Annotated in this window: 16 protein-coding genes; 4 read left to right on the top strand and 12 right to left on the bottom strand. The window is 34.9% G+C overall.

Going from position 1 to position 18,483, the window contains the following annotated elements; genetic code table 11:
• Positions 1-13 precede the first annotated feature (13 nt).
• Entirely contained in the window at positions 14-1,993 is a 1,980-nt protein-coding gene (locus ACVCZW_RS03055; RefSeq protein ID WP_452231623.1) for a urocanate hydratase, read from the top strand.
• Positions 1,994-2,016: 23 nt separating this feature from the next.
• Positions 2,017-2,553 carry a DUF4136 domain-containing protein gene (locus tag ACVCZW_RS03060; RefSeq protein ID WP_452228013.1) on the top strand — a complete coding sequence of 179 codons (537 nt, stop codon included), beginning with the start codon at positions 2,017-2,019 and terminating at the stop codon, positions 2,551-2,553.
• A gap of 59 nt (positions 2,554-2,612) precedes the next feature.
• Here ACVCZW_RS03060 and ACVCZW_RS03065 read toward each other — a convergent pair whose 3' ends face one another.
• The 4 genes from ACVCZW_RS03065 to ACVCZW_RS03080 form a co-directional block, all read right to left on the bottom strand.
• On the bottom strand, positions 2,613-2,969 hold the full coding sequence (locus ACVCZW_RS03065) for a hypothetical protein (RefSeq protein WP_452228014.1): 357 nt from the start codon (positions 2,967-2,969) through the stop codon (positions 2,613-2,615).
• 75 nt (positions 2,970-3,044) lie between these two features.
• Positions 3,045-5,096 carry an alpha-ketoacid dehydrogenase subunit alpha/beta gene (locus ACVCZW_RS03070; protein ID WP_452231624.1) on the bottom strand — a complete coding sequence of 684 codons (2,052 nt, stop codon included), beginning with the start codon at positions 5,094-5,096 and terminating at the stop codon, positions 3,045-3,047.
• 117 nt (positions 5,097-5,213) lie between these two features.
• Entirely contained in the window at positions 5,214-6,569 is a 1,356-nt protein-coding gene (locus ACVCZW_RS03075; RefSeq protein WP_452231625.1) for a dihydrolipoamide acetyltransferase family protein, read from the bottom strand.
• A complete protein-coding gene (locus ACVCZW_RS03080; protein ID WP_452228017.1) occupies positions 6,559-6,879 on the bottom strand; it encodes a GIY-YIG nuclease family protein in 321 nt (106 codons plus the stop codon). Before ACVCZW_RS03080 ends, ACVCZW_RS03075 begins: the two co-directional genes overlap by 11 nt.
• 264 nt (positions 6,880-7,143) lie before the next feature.
• On the opposite strand from ACVCZW_RS03080, the gene ACVCZW_RS03085 reads away from it, so the two are divergent.
• On the top strand, positions 7,144-7,614 hold the full coding sequence (locus tag ACVCZW_RS03085) for an Lrp/AsnC family transcriptional regulator (protein WP_452228018.1): 471 nt from the start codon (positions 7,144-7,146) through the stop codon (positions 7,612-7,614).
• 5 nt (positions 7,615-7,619) lie between these two features.
• Here ACVCZW_RS03085 and ACVCZW_RS03090 read toward each other — a convergent pair whose 3' ends face one another.
• The 5 genes from ACVCZW_RS03090 to ACVCZW_RS03110 all read right to left on the bottom strand — a co-directional run bounded on the left by ACVCZW_RS03090 (position 7,620) and on the right by ACVCZW_RS03110 (position 15,584).
• Positions 7,620-8,261, bottom strand: a complete 642-nt coding sequence (locus ACVCZW_RS03090) for an SCO family protein (protein ID WP_452228019.1) — start codon at positions 8,259-8,261, stop codon at positions 7,620-7,622.
• A 1-nt stretch (position 8,262) separates the two neighbouring features.
• Positions 8,263-10,260, bottom strand: a complete 1,998-nt coding sequence (locus tag ACVCZW_RS03095) for a copper amine oxidase (RefSeq protein ID WP_452231626.1) — start codon at positions 10,258-10,260, stop codon at positions 8,263-8,265.
• A gap of 91 nt (positions 10,261-10,351) precedes the next feature.
• A complete protein-coding gene (locus tag ACVCZW_RS03100) occupies positions 10,352-12,835 on the bottom strand; it encodes a TonB-dependent receptor (RefSeq protein ID WP_452231627.1) in 2,484 nt (827 codons plus the stop codon).
• A gap of 37 nt (positions 12,836-12,872) precedes the next feature.
• Positions 12,873-14,159 carry a phenylacetate--CoA ligase family protein gene (locus ACVCZW_RS03105; protein ID WP_452228022.1) on the bottom strand — a complete coding sequence of 429 codons (1,287 nt, stop codon included), beginning with the start codon at positions 14,157-14,159 and terminating at the stop codon, positions 12,873-12,875.
• A gap of 9 nt (positions 14,160-14,168) precedes the next feature.
• Positions 14,169-15,584, bottom strand: coding sequence for an aldehyde dehydrogenase family protein (locus ACVCZW_RS03110; protein WP_452228023.1), 1,416 nt, complete (start codon positions 15,582-15,584; stop codon positions 14,169-14,171).
• A 202-nt stretch (positions 15,585-15,786) separates the two neighbouring features.
• On the opposite strand from ACVCZW_RS03110, the gene ACVCZW_RS03115 reads away from it, so the two are divergent.
• Complete coding sequence (locus ACVCZW_RS03115; RefSeq protein ID WP_452228024.1) at positions 15,787-16,686, top strand: AraC family transcriptional regulator; 900 nt, start codon at positions 15,787-15,789, stop codon at positions 16,684-16,686.
• 2 nt (positions 16,687-16,688) lie between these two features.
• On the opposite strand, the gene ACVCZW_RS03120 is transcribed toward ACVCZW_RS03115, so the two are convergent.
• The 3 genes from ACVCZW_RS03120 to ACVCZW_RS03130 form a co-directional block, all read right to left on the bottom strand.
• The gene (locus ACVCZW_RS03120; RefSeq protein ID WP_452228025.1) at positions 16,689-17,285 is read right to left on the bottom strand and encodes an acyltransferase; all 597 of its coding nucleotides are present in this window, start codon (positions 17,283-17,285) and stop codon (positions 16,689-16,691) included.
• An 83-nt stretch (positions 17,286-17,368) separates the two neighbouring features.
• Positions 17,369-18,121, bottom strand: coding sequence for an enoyl-CoA hydratase/isomerase family protein (locus tag ACVCZW_RS03125; protein ID WP_452228026.1), 753 nt, complete (start codon positions 18,119-18,121; stop codon positions 17,369-17,371).
• A gap of 45 nt (positions 18,122-18,166) precedes the next feature.
• Entirely contained in the window at positions 18,167-18,478 is a 312-nt protein-coding gene (locus tag ACVCZW_RS03130; protein ID WP_452231628.1) for a GIY-YIG nuclease family protein, read from the bottom strand.
• Positions 18,479-18,483: the final 5 nt, after the last annotated feature.

Consider the following 18,483-nt stretch of genomic DNA (forward strand, 5'->3'; position numbering starts at 1 on the left):
GTCGGTTACCAATATGACATTCAAAAATCAAATATTAGAAGGCATTCCAGAAATATTACCACAGCCAAAAGCATACGAAACAGAAATAAATCACGCACCAAAGCGTAAAACGATTTTATCTGCGGAAGAAAAAAAACTAGCACTTCGCAATGCACTACGTTATTTTAATAAAAAGCATCATGCAGAATTACTTCCCGAATTTAAAAACGAATTAGAAACCTACGGAAGAATTTATATGTATCGTCTACGTCCGGATTACAAAATGTATGCAAGACCAATAGATGAATATCCTGCAAAGACAAAACAGGCTGCTGCTATTATGTTAATGATTCAGAATAATTTAGATTATGCGGTAGCCCAACATCCTCACGAATTAATAACTTATGGAGGTAATGGCGCTGTGTTTTCCAATTGGGCACAATACCGATTAACCATGAAATATTTGGCAGAAATGAATGACGAGCAAACACTCGCTATGTACTCTGGCCATCCTATGGGATTATTTCCTAGTCACAAAAATGCACCTCGCGTTGTGGTCACCAACGGAATGATGATTCCCAATTACTCCAAACCAGATGATTGGGAAAAATTCAATGCCCTTGGTGTTACACAATACGGACAAATGACTGCTGGAAGTTTCATGTACATTGGACCACAAGGAATTGTGCATGGAACAACAATTACCGTATTAAATGCCTTCAGAAAAATAAAAAAAGAACCACAAGGAAATCTTTTTGTAACCTCAGGTTTAGGAGGTATGTCTGGCGCACAACCAAAAGCCGGAAATATTGCGGGTTGTATTACCGTGTGTGCAGAAGTAAACCCGAAGATCACACAAGTACGATTAGATCAAGGTTGGATAGATGAAAAAATTTCGAATCTAGATGCTTTAGTAACTCGTGTTACCAAAGCGAAAGCCGAAAAAGAAACCATTTCCATAGCATATTTAGGAAACATCGTGGACGTCTGGGAAAAATTCGATGAAGCAAACATTCATATCGACTTAGGAAGCGATCAAACTTCATTGCATAATCCTTGGGCTGGAGGTTACTATCCTATAGGTATTTCTTTTGAAGACGCTAATGAAATGATGGCAAATAATCCGGAGCAGTTTAAAATAGAAGTCCAAAAAACACTTCGTCGTCATACCGAAGCTATAAATAAACACACCGCAAAAGGAACTTATTTTTTCGATTATGGTAATGCTTTCCTTTTAGAAGCATCCCGTGCTGGAGCAGATATTATGGCAAAAAATGGTATCGACTTTAGATACCCAAGTTACGTACAAGACATTATGGGACCTATGTGTTTCGATTATGGTTTTGGACCATTTCGTTGGGTTTGTGCTTCTGGAAAACCAGAAGATTTAGCAAAAACAGACGCTATTGCATGTACTGTTTTAGAAGAAATAAAAAAGAATTCGCCAGAAGAGATTCAGCAACAAATGGCGGATAATATCCAATGGATAAAAGGCGCACAAGAAAACAAATTAGTGGTAGGCTCACAAGCCAGAATACTTTATGCAGATGCAGAAGGGCGCATGAAAATTGCGCAAGCATTTAATGATGCCATTGCAAAACAAGAATTAGGATATGTAGTTCTAGGTCGTGATCATCATGATGTTTCCGGGACAGACTCCCCATATAGAGAGACAAGTAACATATACGATGGCTCTCGATTTACAGCAGATATGGCAATACAAAATGTAATTGGAGACAGCTTTAGAGGAGCAACTTGGGTAAGCATTCACAATGGTGGTGGTGTAGGTTGGGGAGAAGTTATAAATGGCGGATTTGGTATGGTTCTTGATGGTAGTATAGAAGCATCTAAACGTTTAAAATCCATGCTATTCTGGGACGTAAACAACGGGATTTCAAGACGAAGTTGGGCACGAAATTCAGGAGCTGAGTTTGCTATTAAACGAGCAATGGAAGTAGAACCAAATCTAAAAGTAACACTTCCAAATCACGTAGATGATGCTTTATTGAATTAGAAAAAATTTAAAAAATTGCAACTATGAAAAATCTATTCACCATTACATCGCTACTTCTTTTATTAGTAGTAACAACGTCTTGTAGCTCGGTAAGAGTCGCGTCAGATTATGACAAGCAAGCAAACTTTAACGATTTTAAAACCTTTGCTTTCTACAAAACAGGAATTGACAAAGCAGAAATTAATGATCTAGACAAACGTAGAATTCTTCGTGCTATTGAAGCAGAATTACTTGCAAAAGGTTTTACAAAATCTGAAAACCCAGATTTACTAGTTAGTATTTTTACAAAATCTAGAGAAAAAATAAATGTATACAGCAACAACTTTAGTCCTTATGGATATGGTTGGGGATGGAGTCCTTATTATTGGAACAACTACAATACAGTATCTAAATCTACGGAAGGTATTCTTTACATCGATTTAATTGATGCTAGCAAAAAAGAGTTAGTATGGCAAGGACAAGGTACTGGCTATCTATCTCAAAACAAAAAGGAAGAACGAATACAAGATTTTGTTACTAAGATCATGGAGAAATATCCTCCAGGTTTACAACAACAATAATAGGAATAAAAAAACCACTCTAAATTAGAGTGGTTTTTTATTTTTATATGAATAACGAATTATTTCTTAGGTGTTTCTAATGTTTTCAAATACCCTTGATATTGCTCATTCGTTAAAATGCTTTTTAATTTAGCTTTTACAGTTTCCAATAAAGAAGCTTTTGCTCCTTGTACTTTAGCGATGTCTTTATTTCCTTCCAAACCTTTTAAGTTTTGGTTTAAATCCACAAATACATTATAAACTGCAGCTTGCTGATTTCCATCTAACTCTACTAATTGATGTAAGTTATATGTTTGTACTTTGGCAACAGCTTCAGGTCTATCTGTTTCCGCTACTAAAGTTTCCTGAGCTTGAGATCCTTGCATCCCAATAAAAAATACAGCAATAAAGCTTAAAAGTGTAATATACTTTTTCATAATTATTTCAAATATTATAGTTATAATTTTAAGAGTTCAATATACAAAATAAATTGAAACCTATAATAGAATTATCTAATAGCTTAAAAGTTCCTTCATTTTAGCCTTCACCTTTTCTGTCGATGGAATCATGGTTTCCTCTAAAATAGAATTCAATGGAATTGCTGGCATATTCTCACTACCAATAGTCATTACTGGTGCATCTAAAAATTTGAAACACTCTTCTTGAATCTTTCCAGACAATGCTCTAGCAAAACTATTATTAGAAGGCTCTTCTGTCACCACTAAACACTTTCCGGTTTTCTTTACCGATTTCATAATAGTTTCTTCGTCTAAAGGAAATAACGTTCTTAAATCGATAATTTCAATTTGGTCTTGCATTCCTAATTCTTCGGATGCATTCATTGCCCAATGCACTCCCATTCCATAAGTAACAATAGTTAATGTTTCTACATTTTCTTGTTTCCAAATTTCTTGTAAAACCCATGCTTTCCCAAAAGGCAATACATAATCTTCACTTGGTTCTACCGATGTTGCTCCTTGGGTTCCTGCTACTTTAGACCAATACAAACCTTTATGTTCTAAAATCACCACAGGATTTGGATCGTAATACGCCGCTTTCATCAAACCTTTTAAATCGGCTCCATTGCTAGGATATGCGATTTTTACACCACGAATGTTCGTAAGTACACTTTCTACAGAAGACGAATGATAAGGCCCTCCACTTCCATAAGCACCAATTGGCACACGAAGAATCATACTTACTGGCCATTTTCCATTACTTAAATAGCAACTTCTACTTACTTCTGTAAATAACTGATTTAATCCAGGCCAAATATAATCGGCAAACTGCACCTCCACAATTGGCTTCAATCCAACCGCACTCATACCAACGGTAGAACCTACAATAAAGGCTTCTTGAATTGGCGTATTAAAAACGCGATCGTCACCAAATTTCTGCGCTAAAGTTGCTGCTTCTCTAAAAACACCACCAAGTCGCCCACCAACATCTTGTCCGTAAAGCAAACATTCTTTATGCTTTCGCATCAGTTCTTCCACAGCAAATAATGCGCAATCTACCATGACTACCTTTTCTGCTCCTTCTGGTGCACGTATACCTTTTTCTTCGGTAATTGGTGTTGGCACAAAATCGTTTGTAAATAAATCTTCCGGTTTTGGATCTTCCGCTAATAATGCTTTTTCGAAGTCTGCTTGTACTTTCGCTTTCGCGGAATTTTCTATCGCTTCCAATTCAGCCTCCGTAAACCCATTATCTACTAATTGTTGTTTTATCACTGGATACGGATCACGAGAACGCGCTTCCTCTAAATCATCACGATACCATTCCATTCTAACACCAGAAGTATGATGATTTAATAACGGTACTTTTGCATGAATTAAAAACGGTCTTCGTTCTTCACGAATTGTTTTTATCACTTTTTCTACGGCTTCATAACTTTCTATAAAGTTTGCGCCGTCAATAGAAATAGCTTCTAGCCCATGGAATCCTTTAGCATATTCAAAAGCATTTTGCGCTCTTGTTTCTGCTGCATTTGCAGAAATATCCCAACCATTATCTTGTACTAAATATAAAATTGGCATTTGTTTTAAAGCTGCCATCTGGAAAGCTTCTGCAATTTCTCCTTCGGTTACGGAAGCATCTCCTAAAGAACAAACCACAAACGGTAAATCTTTAAGCGTTTTATCATCTAAACCTTGTAATTCTTTGTATTGCATTCCCATAGCAACTCCTGTGGCTGGAATAGTTTGCATTCCTGTTGCCGAGGATTGATGTGGGATTTTAGGCTTATCATCATCCTTTAAACTTGGATGGGAATAATAAGTTCTCCCTCCAGAAAACGGATCGTCTTTTTTAGCTAATAATTGCAACATTAAATCATAAGGCTCTAAGCCGAACGATAATAACATAGCATCATCTCTATAATACGGAAATGCATAATCTTGCGGTAACAACTGCATTCCTAAAGCAATCTGAATCGCTTCATGACCTCTAGATGTCGCATGTACATATTTGGATACTTGCTTAAAATTAGCTTCGTACAATTCTGCCATTGCTTTGGCTGTACATAATTTTGAAAATCCTTTTTTTAGTATGTCTTTATTCATATCAAATGCCTGCGAAAGCAGGTATCTTTTTTTGTCATTCCGCACTGCGATGCGGAATCTATTATAATTTTATTTAAAAGTGGGCCCCAAATCAAGTTTGGGATGACAAATCATTAATTATATCTTTCTATCTACATCAAATTGTTCAAAATAATTGGCTACTCGTCTTACAAAACTTCCTCCTAAAAAGCCATCGACAACACGATGATCAAAAGAAAGGGATAAGTACATCATACTACGAATAGCGATTTCATCTCCTTTTTCTGTAGTGATAACTTCTGGTCTTTTTTTAATAATCCCTAAAGCTAAAATAGCAACTTCTGGCTGATTGATAATTGGTGTTCCCATCACGCTTCCAAAGGTTCCTACATTTGAAATAGTAAATGTGCTTCCCTTAATATCATCACCACCAAGTTTATTTTCTCTAGCTTTTCCGGCTAATTCATTTACGTTAGCTGCTATAGTTTTTAAATCTTTAGTATCCGCATTTTTCACCACAGGAACGATTAAGTTTCCACTTGGTAATGCCGTTGCCATACCAATATTTATATCTTCTTTTACAATGATATTATTGCCATCGACAGATGCATTAATATTCGGAAAGTCTTTCACAGCTTTTGCTACAGCTTCCACAAATAATGGTGTGAAGGTTAAACGTTCTCCATGTTTTTCTTGAAAAGCGACTTTATTTGCATTTCTCCAATTGACCATATTTGTCATATCTGCTTCTACATAAGCAGTAACGTGTGGCGAAGTATGTTTAGAATACACCATGTGATCTGCAATCATTTGGCGCATTCTGTCCATTTCAATGACTTTCCCCTTGCCTTTATCGAAATTTAATTGCGGAATTCTATATGCGGTTGGATCTTTTTCAGCTACGGCTTGTGCAAATTTAAAAGGTCTCCCTTCTTCTATATATTGAAACACATCACTTTTGCGTAAACGACCTTCATGTCCTGTTGCAGGAATTCGCGCTAATTCTTCAAAACTTATGTGATGTTCTTTCGCTATTTTGATTACTAATGGCGAAAAGAAGGTGTTTGTATTATTTACTGAAAATGAATTTGAAGTAAAATCTTGCTGAATTGGATTTAGTTTTTTTGGTGTTTTTTCCTTCTTTTGAGACGTCTCGATGGAGCCTGTGCTGAGCCTAGACGAAGTGCTCGACGTGACAATAGTTTTCTTTGAAGACTTTACTTCTTCTGAAACTTCAAGAATAGCCATTATTTCTCCAACAGGAACAATATCTTTAGCTTGAAACAGTATTTTTACTAATGTCCCAGAAGCTGGTGCCGGAACTTCGTTATCCACTTTATCTGTTGCAACTTCTAGAATGATATCTCCTTCTTCAAAAGAGTCTCCTTCTGCGATTAACCAATTGATTATGGTTCCCTCGCTAATACTCTCGCCCATTTTAGGCATTTTTAATTCGTAACTTCCTGCGAAGGCAGGAATCTGTTTATCTTTCATTTCTAAACTTATTATAGTTTAAGTTCCAATTTATTGAAATATCCATCCAACCTGGATTCATTTCTTCTATTAATTTTACTTTCCACTCTCTTTTCCACTTCTTCATTTGCCGTTCCCTAATTAATGCAGGAGCATCAGCAATATACTCTTCAAAATAAACTAGTTTATCACAATTATACTTGGCAGTAAATGAATTAGGTCTATATTTTAACTTATGTTCCTTTACTCTTTCTTGTATTTCATCAGTAACGCCAATATAAATTGTTCCATTCGCTTTATTAGTCATGATGTATACAAACCAAGATTTCATTACTTTTTATTATGAGATTCCTGCATACGCAGGAAGTTGGTTCCCTCGCTAATACTCTCGCCCATTTTAGGCATTTTTAATTCGTAATTCTTCAAGCTAAATTTATTTTTATTTCAAGAATTAAAGATAAGCTATAATAAGATTTTCGATTGTTAAAAACTTGAAAATTAATTCTGAAAAGAATTTAATTCTTTTATTACATATAAATAAAGTTTATTTTACTTTTATAGTTACATTTGAAGCTCTTAAAAACACTATTTCCTTATGCCTCCAACACTAGATAAAATTGACACGCAAATCCTAAATATTCTTCAAACAGATAGCAACCGAACCACCAAAAGCATTGCTAAAGAACTAGGCATGACCACTTCGCCTATTTTTGAGCGGATTAAAAAATTGGAAAAAGAAGGATATATTAAAAAATACGTTGCTGTTTTAGACAATAAGAAAATAGGACTAAAGCTTACCGTTTTCATAGGTATCACCCTACAAGGCCACACCAGAAGTTACCTAGAGAAATTTGTAAAAGAAATAAATAATTTCCCCGAGGTAGTAGAGTGCCATCGAATAAGTGGAAACTTTGATTATTTACTAAAATTAGTGGTAGAAGATATTGAGGCTTATGAAACCTTTATTATATCGAAACTCACATTGCTTCCGTACCTAGGAAATGTGCAAAGTTTAATTACACTTTCTACAGGAAAAGAGACCAATGTGATCAATTTAGGACTTTAAATAATTTAATTCAAATCCGATAACAACTGTTTTACATCTTTAATTAACCGCTTGGTATGTGTACTATCTTTACCGTCATACATCCCACGAATTAATCCATTTTCATCTACCAACAATAATGCGCCACTATGCATAATATTATCTTTTAATCGATCTAAATCTTCATATACAACCGTTCCATAACTAAAGTTAGCTAAATCGTGCACCTTTTCTTTTTTTCCGGTTAGCAGTTGCCAATTGGAAGGTTTATCTATTTCTAATGTATTTGTATAGTAATCTTGTAAAACGTTTACCGTATCGTTTTCCGGATCAATAGAATGCGATAAAATCATAAAGTTCTCTTCGTCTTTAAAAGTATGATACACTTCTTTTAACTGTACTGAAACGATAGGACAAATAGACGGACAGCTAGTAAAAAAGAATTCTGCTATATAGATTTTTCCTTTTACTGCATTTTGAGTAATGGTCTGATTGTACTGATTTTTAAATTCAAAATCTGCTATTACCTGATATTCACCATCTTTTTTTGGTGATAAAATTGGTAGTTCCGGATTGCTTACATCTTGCTGTTTTTGGTGAGCTGTATCCTTACAACTCACCAAACACAACAAAAAGCTAATTGCTAATAGTATTGTTTTATTACTCATTTTATTTCCCGATAACTATTGCTGGATTACGATCAAAACTCTTAGCAGGTCTTAAGGTCATAGCATGCCAAACCGTTGGTAAAACTGGCCAATCTTCTGGCAATGTCATATGATGAAAACCCATGGTATACCAACATACAATGTCTTGATTATTGATATTTCTATCTTGCGCCACCCATTTTAAGATACCATCATTTCCTTGGCTTTGATTTGGGTATTTCCCGGAAGGATACATTTCGGATCTATCATAAGGAGTTACCCAAAGTTGTTCTTTAGACCAAGCTGCTCTTTTTTGAGGAAAATCTTCATCATCTAAAACAGATAGATAAGAATGCCCTAATATTTGGTAGCTCTTGTACTGCCCTAAACTATTTTTAGAATTTTTATTAACCACTTTCCAGTAGCCGTCATGCCCCTCGCTACTTTCTACAATTGGTCCTTCTTTTAATTCTGGATGTTCTACAACTTCCCAACCACTTTTTCTTGAATTATTTGGATATTTCACAGGTACAACCTCATCTGTTGCAAATGAATTATTAATACCATCCACATCTAAATCTAATCTAAACGATAAAAAATGATCATGAAAAACACCGATTAAATTTGGCGCTATTAAATTCCCAACTTTAGTTTCGTGCATTGCTTTAGGATCGTCCATTGTTTTAGACTCCACAGCTTTTGCTGCGTCCATTCCCGTTGCTCCCACTTCTATTTTCAATAAACCTTTAGTACTAAAAACATAATCAATTACATAATCATAGTTTCCTACTACCGGAATGGTTCTCACTACCAACTCCACTTCGGCTCTACTCTCATGTGTTCCGTTTAAAAACTCAGAATGCCTCCAAAGTGGTCTTCCTGTATTACGCTCAAAAACACCTATTACATTTTCTTGTAATAATGGCGTACCATCATCCATAGGAATCACGGCATTTAATAAGGTTGCATTTCCAGGAACATCGGTTCCTAATTCTATTGGTGAGGATAATAAGCCAAAACCATATTCTCCAATATCCATGTACGAACGATATTTCCAATCTTCGGCAGAATCCATATAAGGCACAAACATTTCATTTGCAGATAATTGATACGCTACGGATTGTCCGTCAAATTCTGCTAAAGAAATGATTGCTCCGAAGCGCTTATCCATTCTAAAATGAAACTTCCATCTATCCCATTCTATTTTCCCATCCTTAAATGAAAAATTATCTCCTTCTGGCGACGTTATTATTACTGGTTTTAATTTGTATGCACCAACAGACGCTTCATCATAATCATAAACCTTATCATTTCTCGCGATGGTTTCTTCAATTAAAACATCTACAACTTCTCCTTTATTTACGTCTACAACTGGAGTAATTCCATTAATTGGCTTTGCAAAAAGATTAGTTTTCACACCTTTTATATCCAATAGCCAAACTTTTAAAAGTCTTTGATCTGTACTTTCTGTTCCAAAATAACCTGTTGTTAATGGCGCACCTGCAACTTCATCTAAATTAGTATAGCCACGTTTTCTTAACGCTTCAATAACACGTTTATCTTTTTTCCATAACGCACCAGCTTGCATCCATTCTTCCATAAGTAATGCAGGTTGCACATTATTTATTTCTTTCCAATCTAACAGCTTTTTATTGGTGATATCTACAACTGCTTCGTAGGTCTTTTTATTTTGTCTAATTACAATATTAGCTTGTCTCTCGATAACATTCCCTACTTCCCAAGCATACATCGCTTCTTTTTGCGGTTCCTTTAAAGTGATTTCCGGGAAACGCGAGGCTTCTGTAACTTTTTTAGCCTCTAAAAGAATTGATTTCACATCTGTTAATTCTAACTGACTTAAAGCATCCATAGGATGTACAATTTCATTAGAAACAACCACTTCCACTTTTTCTGTATTTGTTTCTTGCTCCGTTTTATTACAAGAACTAAAGCTTAACAAAATAACTAAAAGCACAAAAGACATTTTTTCGACACGCATTACTATTCTTATTTTTTTCATATTCTTTTACTCTATATTAAAATCTTTTAAAAAAAATTAAAGTTGCCAAATTATACTTCAAGCAAATTAGCAACTTTAATTATAACAACACTTAAAATTTTGCTCTTAAAGAAACTCCGGCTGTAAAAGGTCTACTTGTTGCATATCTTGTTCTACCCTCTAACTCTGCCGCAAGAGAGATAATATCCCCAAAATTTGCATTTTCATTGGTTAAATTATTGGCAAATAAAGAAACATCAAACTTATTTAAGCTAATACCTATTCTTGCATTAACTAAGGTATATGCATCTAAAGTACGCGCTGGAGATCTATCATAATTACTATATCTCGTTCCAGAATGCTGAAGATCTGCTCTTACAAACATATCTTTTTTGTTAAACGCTTTAAACCTATATTCTGCAGTTGCAGAAGCCGTAATATCTGGAATAAGCAATATTTCATCTCCCTTTTCTGCTTCGGTTAAATGCGCATCTTCACCTACCTCAGTAATTTCAGATTTTATTAAACCAATACTTCCAGATAACGTTAACTGACTGGTTGGGTATGCATGCACATCCATTTCTAAACCATAACTATATGCTTTATCAATATTCATGATAAAATTATACCCAGATACTGGCAAATTGGTTCTTTGTTGAATATTATGCCAATCGTTATAAAAAAGAGCTGCATTTACTAGCAACTTTTTATTGGTAAGCCCTGCTTTTGCTCCAAGCTCATAACTCCATAAATAATCATCTTTATACGTTGCCGGAACATTTATTGTACCTAAAAGGTCTACAGCTTCTGATTCGCTATACGCTGGCAAAACTCCGTTAACACCACCTAAACGATATCCTTTTGACGCACTAACATACATCATATTATTATCGTTGAACTTATATTTTAAACCAAATTTCGGATTAAAACCACTCGCTTTATTTGCTGGCAAATCACCGGTGATATCTTCATATCCCGAAACAAGAGAAGAGAATACCGTTCTAGATCTTGAACTTTCCGCATCAAACCAACGCAGTCCGAATGTTGCTTTTAACTTATCGGATATTTCATAATACATCTCTGTAAATAAAGAAATTTCTTTTATTTCTACACCATTTACAAATTCATAAACGTAGTCAAATTCAGGACTGGTTTCTCCTATAAACTCTCCTAAACCTGAAGAATAGCTTTCCCCTCTTTCATTACTCTTTTCTTTTGCATAAAAGATACCAGATGAAAAATTAAATTTACCATCTAAATCAGATACATAACGAAACTCTGTAACAAACTTTTCAAAATCTGCTTCTCTCCATATCTCTACTGGATAACCTACCTCATCGGATTGTGGAATCTCGAAAGCCGTATAGGTTAACCATTCTGAAAAATCTTCTTTTTCATAATAATATCGATCAAATGAAGACATTGCTAACACAAATTCTCCCTTATCTAATTTATATTTTGTGGTTAAACTTAGGTTACTAAATCTATCCTCAAAATTTTCGTCTATATCTGCAAATCGCACCTGATCAAAGTTACCTGGTTTTGTATCGGCTAAATTATAACCATCTGCTTCTGTACTTTGATAAATAAATTTAGGAAGTATGGTTAATCTTTCTGTTGGTGTCCATTTTGCTCCTAGATGAAATCCGAAAGTAGTTTCATCATCCACATCTTCCTTTGTTTTGGTTAATAAGGAATGATTATCGTTAAGTAAGGTAATTGGAGTATCTTGGGAAGTTAAAGGCACCTTATCAAAAATTCCGCTTTTAAAATTATAAAACGCTACCGTACGCACTGCCAATTTATCTTTAACAACAGGAATATTAAGGGTAAGATCTCCGGAGTAATTAACACCACCTTCATCTACAGAACTCACTTCCATACCAGCATTACCAGAAAAGGCATAAGTTGTAGGTTCATTTGTAATTACTTTTAACGCACCTCCCATAGCACTAGAACCGTATAAAGTTCCTTGTGGACCTCTTAAAACCTCTATTTGTTTTACATCTACCAATTTAGGATCTACTGTTTCTGGCAACGGCACTTCATCTAAATAAAAAGCGGTAGTTGCATTACCTGTAATACCTCTAATCGATATAGAATTAGAAGTTCTACCATCTGCAAGATCACCACCACCACCTTGCTTACCGAAAGATAAGTTTGGCACTTTTGAAGCATAATCACTAAACTCAAAAGAACCACTTTTTTTCAATTCTTTCGCTCCGATAGCGGTAATACTAATAGGAATATCTTTGGCATATTCTGCTTTTTTACGAGAGGTTAATAATACTTCTCCTAAGGATTGTGCAGATTCTTCCATTTTAACATTATAGTCTGCAGCATCTGAAACAATAAGCGTACTTGTTGTATAACCTAGGTATATAAATTCTAACACATCATTAGTATTTACTTCTAGACTATAATTCCCGTCAAAATCGGTGGCTACTCCTTTTGACGTTCCTTTTACTATAACATTAACACCTAATAAAGGCTGGCTAGTTTCTTGGTCTGTAACCTTACCACCAACTTGTTTTTGCGCATAACCCGCAAAATTAATTAGCAGCAATAGAACTAAAATTATTTTAATTTTTTTCATGATTAATTCGGTTAGTTAGTTAGTTAGTTAGTTAGTTTTATCTTTTATCCATAATTCTACTTAATTTACCACCTTCACTTCTAGGTATTTCTCCAACGGGGTGAAGGGTGATTTTCATAGACAATCCAATATTATCTTTTATTTTTTTAGAGAATTTTTTAATCAGCTGCTCATTGTCTAGCAGTTCATTATTTACCACTTCTACTTTCACTTCTACGGTATCCATCGCATTTTGTTTGGTTACAATAAGCTGATAATTTACAGAGAGCTCTTCTATATTAGAGATAACATCTTCCACTTGTGTATGAAAAAGATTAACACCTCTTATAATTAGCATATCATCTGATCGTCCTTTTATGGCACTCATTTTTATATGTGTACGTTTTATACTATGATCGTAGGATAAACTACAAATATCATTTGTCCAATATCTTAAAACAGGAAACGCCTCTTTAGTCAATGTGGTTATTACTAAAACGCCTTCTTCTCCATATGGCAATGGTTCACCGGTATCTTTATCTACAATTTCTGGATAAAAATGATCTTCCCAGATATAACTTCCCGTGCCTTGTTCTTCATAATCTTCTTGCGAAACACCAGGGCCAATAATCTCGCTTAAGCCATAAATATTTGTAGCTTTAAGATTTAGTTTTTGTTCTATTTCATTTCGAATTCCGTCTGTCCAAGGTTCTGCTCCTAGAATTGCATATTTTAAATTGAATCTAGAAGGATCAATACCTCTTTTTTCACATTCATTTGCGAGGGTTTGCGCATAAGAAGGTGTACAACAAAGTACTTCCGATTGAAAATCTTCTAAAAGCTGCAGTTGTCTATCTGTCATTCCTCCAGATATAGGTATTACAGCCATACCTAATTTTGTTGCTCCGCCGTGTATCCCTAAACCTCCAGTAAACAGACCATAACCATATGCATTATGTAAACGCATTCCTGGTTTTGCTCCTGCGCATGCAAGTGATCTCGCTACTACTTCATCAAAAACATCTAAATCATTTTTAGTATAACCAACTACTGTTGGCTTTCCTGTAGAACCGCTAGAACAGTGAATTCGATTTAATTCGCTCACATCGCAAGTAAAAAGTCCGAATGGGTAATTATCCCTTAAATCCGTTTTCTTTGTAAATGGTAACCGATGCAAATCTTGAACACCTTTTATATCTCCGGGTTTCAGACCAAGCGCATCGAGTTTATTTTTATAGAAAGGCACCTTCGTATAAATTCGGTTTAGCATGGTTTCTAAACGTTCATTTTGTAACTTTCGAAGTTCCTTTATAGGTAATGTTTCTATAGCCTTATTATAAATCATATCAAAAAATTAAGCTTTATTAATACTAATCACCTGAGGTTGTGTTACTGATTTCAGACCATCTAAACCAAATTCCACACCATAACCAGAACCCTTAATACCTCCAAACGGCACCATAGGATGGATTGCACCATGCTGATTAATCCAAACTGTACCAGCTTCTACTCTTGCTGCTACTTTCTTCGCTTCTTCCAAATTAGAAGACCAAACCGAAGCTCCTAAACCCGCTTCTAATCTATTCGCGCTTTTTATAGCATCCTCGATATTAGAATATTTTATAATTGGCAAAACTGGACCAAACTGCTCTTCATCTACTAATCTTAATCCGTCTTCTACATCTGCAACGATAGTAATTGGGTAGAAAAAACCTTTTCCTTCTTTAGGAGCTCCCCCGCAAACTATTCTTGCATTATTCGCCTTAGCATCTTCAATTAAGTCTACTACTTTATCATATTGCATTTTATTTTGAATTGGCCCTAAAACAATTCCTTCTTCTAAACCATTTCCCATTGGCATTTTTTCTGCCAAATCACTAAGCGCACTTATTACACCTTCATATTTACTTTCGTGTACATATAAGCGTTTTGCACAAGCACAGGTTTGTCCCATATTTAAAAATGCTCCCCAAAACAAACCTTCCGCAATCGCATTCGGGTCTACATCCTCCATAACAATAGCCGCATCATTACCACCTAACTCTAATGTTAAACGCGTCATATTACCAGCAGAAGCTTCAATAATTTTTTGTCCTGTACTATTAGAACCCGTGAACATTATTTTATTGATATCTTTATTACCTACCAATTCTGCTCCAATTTCTCCCGGTCCACTAATGGTGTTTAAAACACCAGCTGGCAAAACTTCATTAATCATTCTTACCATTTCTAAAGTTCCTATTGTTGTGTATTCCGATGGCTTTAGAACCACTGTATTTCCAACTCTAAGCGCAGGAATTATTTGCCAAATAGCAATCATTAAAGGCCAATTCCATGGCGCAATTGCTCCAACAACACCGATAGCTTTTCTATGTAATTCATCGCGTCTCGTTTCATCCTCAAAAACAACTTCTACAGGTAAATCTAAAGACGCTGGAACCTGAGTCCAACCTACACAAGCTTGCATCTCAAACATAGAACCCGGCCCACCAAGAGGCTTTCCTTGTTCTTTTGTAATCCATGTTGCCAATTCCTCGGTATTATCCGTAAGCACTTCTGCAATTTTCATGATGTACTCTTTTCTTTTATCATCGTCTAGAGCAGCCCAAGCTGGTTGTGCTTTTTTCGCAGCGGCTACCGCTTCCGCAACTTCCGCTTTTGTAGAAATTGGAGCATAACCTATAAGCTCCTCTGTTGCTGGATTTTTAACTTCGAATGTGTTTTCTGAAATAATTTGTTTTCCTCCAATTATAGTATGATACGTTTTCATTGTTTTTGTTTATAAATTAATATTCGTTTTAATGATTGCTAAATGAGTTCCTATGAATTATCAACCAAATTACTATGGTTAGCCCTATAATAATTGAATTATCATACACAATAGATAAACTATAACACGATTATTAAGAATTTGTGAATTATTTTCAATATATTTGAATTATTAACCGATTTTATTAACTATAATTCACAATATGAAACCCGAAAGAAAGACATTTATTGAAAAAAGCACGGAATATAAGTTTGATGATGGTCTTTTAACCATATATGAAACAAACTCTCCTTGTAAAGACATCTCTTTTACTTTTGACAAACACATGATTACCATCATGTTATCTGGCCATAAAACGGTGGTTTCTAAAAATGCTAAAGTGGAATTCTTTCCTGGAATGGTTTTTATTCCAGAGAAAGATGTAGTTCAAAAAGTAGAAATTAGTAATGCGAGTTTTACAAACCCAACAAAATGTTTAGTACTAGATATTTCTCCTGAATTTATTGAAAAGCTTGTCTTAGAATTAATGGAAGACAAAGATTGGAGTGCTAATTTTGAATATTTATTAAGCGAAGAACATTCTCATTTTATTTCTAACGATACAAATACCATTGAAAGCTTTGAACGTTTTTACAAATATTTAAAAGCTGGAAATTCAGGATTAGACACGCATGTCAATAATGCAATATTAAGAGAGTTGATATTAAGAGTTCTTCAAACGGAAGCAGGATCGCTTCTGATTAAAAATATAAAGAGTAATATAAAGGATAAGAATTTAGAAAAGACAATTAGTTATATAATGACTAATTTAAGGAATAAAATAACCATCGATGACCTTGTTAGTATTTCTGGGTTTGGAAAAACAAAACTCTTTAATCGTTTTAAAGATACATTGGGCGTTACACCTGTTAATTATATAATGAAGGAACGCATAAAGTATTCTATTAAAATAATTGAAGGGATTGACAACCTTCAAAGTGTTGCCTTTCAAAGTGGCTTTAACACCTATGTGCATTTTTGTAAATCGTTTAAAAAAATAGAAGGAATCTCTCCTATGGCGTATAAGAAGAAAATTATATCCAATACGAGAGTAGTTATCTAAAATTACTTTTTAAAAGACTCTCGTAACGTTTTATAAACATCCTCCTGTATTTTCATATTTTCTGGAACCTCTCTTAATGGTTCTACAGCCCGCAAACTCTCGTGACAATCGGCTGGTAATTCCTGATACAATTGTGTGCCCTTTGTTTTCCAAGCGATCATTTCATCACTCACTTGCTTAATTACTTTTGCTGGGTTACCGACAACTAAGCTTCGCTTAGGAATTTTAGTTTCGGCTTTTACAAATGCCATGGCACCAACTATGGATTCGTCGCCAATTTCGGCATCATCCATGATTACGGTGTTCATTCCAATAAGACAATTTCTACCCAAATTAGCACCATGAATAATGGCTCCATGACCAACATGTGCACTTTCTTTAAGTGTAATAGATTTCCCAGGAAACATGTGAACCGTGCAATTCTCTTGCACATTTACACCATCTTCTAAAATAATTTGACCCCAATCCCCACGAATAGCCGCACCTGGTCCAATGTAACAGTTTTTACCAATGATGACATTTCCTGTTACTGCTGCTAATGGATGCACGAAACTAGATTCGTGTACAACTGGTGTGTAGCCTTTGAATTTGTAAATCATACTTTACTAATTACTGTCATTTGGAGTGAAAATTAGAATCTTATCATGAGATTGCTTCGTACTTTGGCCTCGCAATGACTTTTCTATTTAAATCCTTTTAATTTTTCTTTTGTAAAATCGCTTAACACAAGTTTACCACTAGTTGCTGCTCGTTCTGCTAATAGTGCATCCCAATGGTCAGTTCCGTGCCAGAATACTTTTTTCATTTCTAGCATGGCTTCTGTATTGTATGTACAAAGATGCTCTGCTGTTGTTTTTACAGCCTCATCTAGTTCTTCTGTACTTTCATACACTTGCGTGAATAAGCCTTTTTGTTTTGCGAATTCTGGAGCGTAAAATGTATTTGCATCTATCGCGATTTGCGACATCGCGCTTAATCCCATTTTACGTTCTATTGCTGGTCCGACCACAAATGGTCCAATACCAATATTTAATTCAGATAACTTAATAGCGGCAAATTTGGAAGCCATACAATAATCGGTTGCAGCTGCTAGTCCAACGCCACCACCAACGGTTTTTCCTTGTATGCGACCGATAATGAATTTCGGACATTTACGCATCGCGTTAATTACGTTTGCGAATCCAGAAAAGAATACTTTCCCTGTTGCCGCATCGTTGATGTTTATTAATTCTTCGAAGCTTGCTCCTGCGCAAAAAGTTCTTTCTCCTCCACTTTTAAGAACAACAACTTTAATAGCGTCGTTAGTTCCAGCATCTGTAATTGTTTGTGCTAGTTTTGCTAATATATCTCCGGGTAAAGAGTTGTGTGCAGGATGGAAAAATTCGATATATCCTACTTCGTTTTCTATGTTTATTTTAACGTATGCTTCAGTCATATTCTTTGTATGTAAATGCGCACTTGTTGCGCATTCGTATTATTTTTAACTTTTAATATACTTTGAAAGATCCCAATCTAAACTCAAGTCTATCCAATCTGGATTCATTTCGATTATTTGATTTTTCTTCCATTCTTTTTTCCACTTCTTAATTGTCTTTTCTCTACGAATTGCGATTCTTATGTCTGTATGTTCTTCAAAATAGACCAACTTTTTAATATTGTAATGTCCAACATGCGTCCCAAAAGTTGCTGCTTTATGTTCACTCATTCGTCTTTTAATATTATTTGTTACTCCTACATAAAAGATATGATTTCTTTCATGTGTTAGGATGTACGTGTAATACTTTTTAGACATTTTAT

The organism is Lacinutrix sp. MEBiC02595, assembly GCF_053601555.1.

What these genes read in the sequence shown, in the direction of transcription:
- ACVCZW_RS03090 (WP_452228019.1), bottom strand. Translation starts at nt 8,261, where the DNA reads ATGAGTAATAAAACAATACTATTAGCAATTAGCTTTTTGTTGTGTTTG.
- ACVCZW_RS03060 (WP_452228013.1), top strand. Translation starts at nt 2,017, where the DNA reads ATGAAAAATCTATTCACCATTACATCGCTACTTCTTTTATTAGTAGTA.
- ACVCZW_RS03075 (WP_452231625.1), bottom strand. Translation starts at nt 6,569, where the DNA reads ATGAAAGATAAACAGATTCCTGCCTTCGCAGGAAGTTACGAATTAAAA.
- ACVCZW_RS03055 (WP_452231623.1), top strand. Translation starts at nt 14, where the DNA reads ATGACATTCAAAAATCAAATATTAGAAGGCATTCCAGAAATATTACCA.
- ACVCZW_RS03105 (WP_452228022.1), bottom strand. Translation starts at nt 14,159, where the DNA reads ATGATTTATAATAAGGCTATAGAAACATTACCTATAAAGGAACTTCGA.
- ACVCZW_RS03065 (WP_452228014.1), bottom strand. Translation starts at nt 2,969, where the DNA reads ATGAAAAAGTATATTACACTTTTAAGCTTTATTGCTGTATTTTTTATT.
- ACVCZW_RS03125 (WP_452228026.1), bottom strand. Translation starts at nt 18,121, where the DNA reads ATGACTGAAGCATACGTTAAAATAAACATAGAAAACGAAGTAGGATAT.
- ACVCZW_RS03130 (WP_452231628.1), bottom strand. Translation starts at nt 18,478, where the DNA reads ATGTCTAAAAAGTATTACACGTACATCCTAACACATGAAAGAAATCAT.
- ACVCZW_RS03070 (WP_452231624.1), bottom strand. Translation starts at nt 5,096, where the DNA reads ATGAATAAAGACATACTAAAAAAAGGATTTTCAAAATTATGTACAGCC.
- ACVCZW_RS03095 (WP_452231626.1), bottom strand. Translation starts at nt 10,260, where the DNA reads ATGAAAAAAATAAGAATAGTAATGCGTGTCGAAAAAATGTCTTTTGTG.
- ACVCZW_RS03120 (WP_452228025.1), bottom strand. Translation starts at nt 17,285, where the DNA reads ATGATTTACAAATTCAAAGGCTACACACCAGTTGTACACGAATCTAGT.
- ACVCZW_RS03100 (WP_452231627.1), bottom strand. Translation starts at nt 12,835, where the DNA reads ATGAAAAAAATTAAAATAATTTTAGTTCTATTGCTGCTAATTAATTTT.
- ACVCZW_RS03080 (WP_452228017.1), bottom strand. Translation starts at nt 6,879, where the DNA reads ATGAAATCTTGGTTTGTATACATCATGACTAATAAAGCGAATGGAACA.
- ACVCZW_RS03110 (WP_452228023.1), bottom strand. Translation starts at nt 15,584, where the DNA reads ATGAAAACGTATCATACTATAATTGGAGGAAAACAAATTATTTCAGAA.
- ACVCZW_RS03115 (WP_452228024.1), top strand. Translation starts at nt 15,787, where the DNA reads ATGAAACCCGAAAGAAAGACATTTATTGAAAAAAGCACGGAATATAAG.
- ACVCZW_RS03085 (WP_452228018.1), top strand. Translation starts at nt 7,144, where the DNA reads ATGCCTCCAACACTAGATAAAATTGACACGCAAATCCTAAATATTCTT.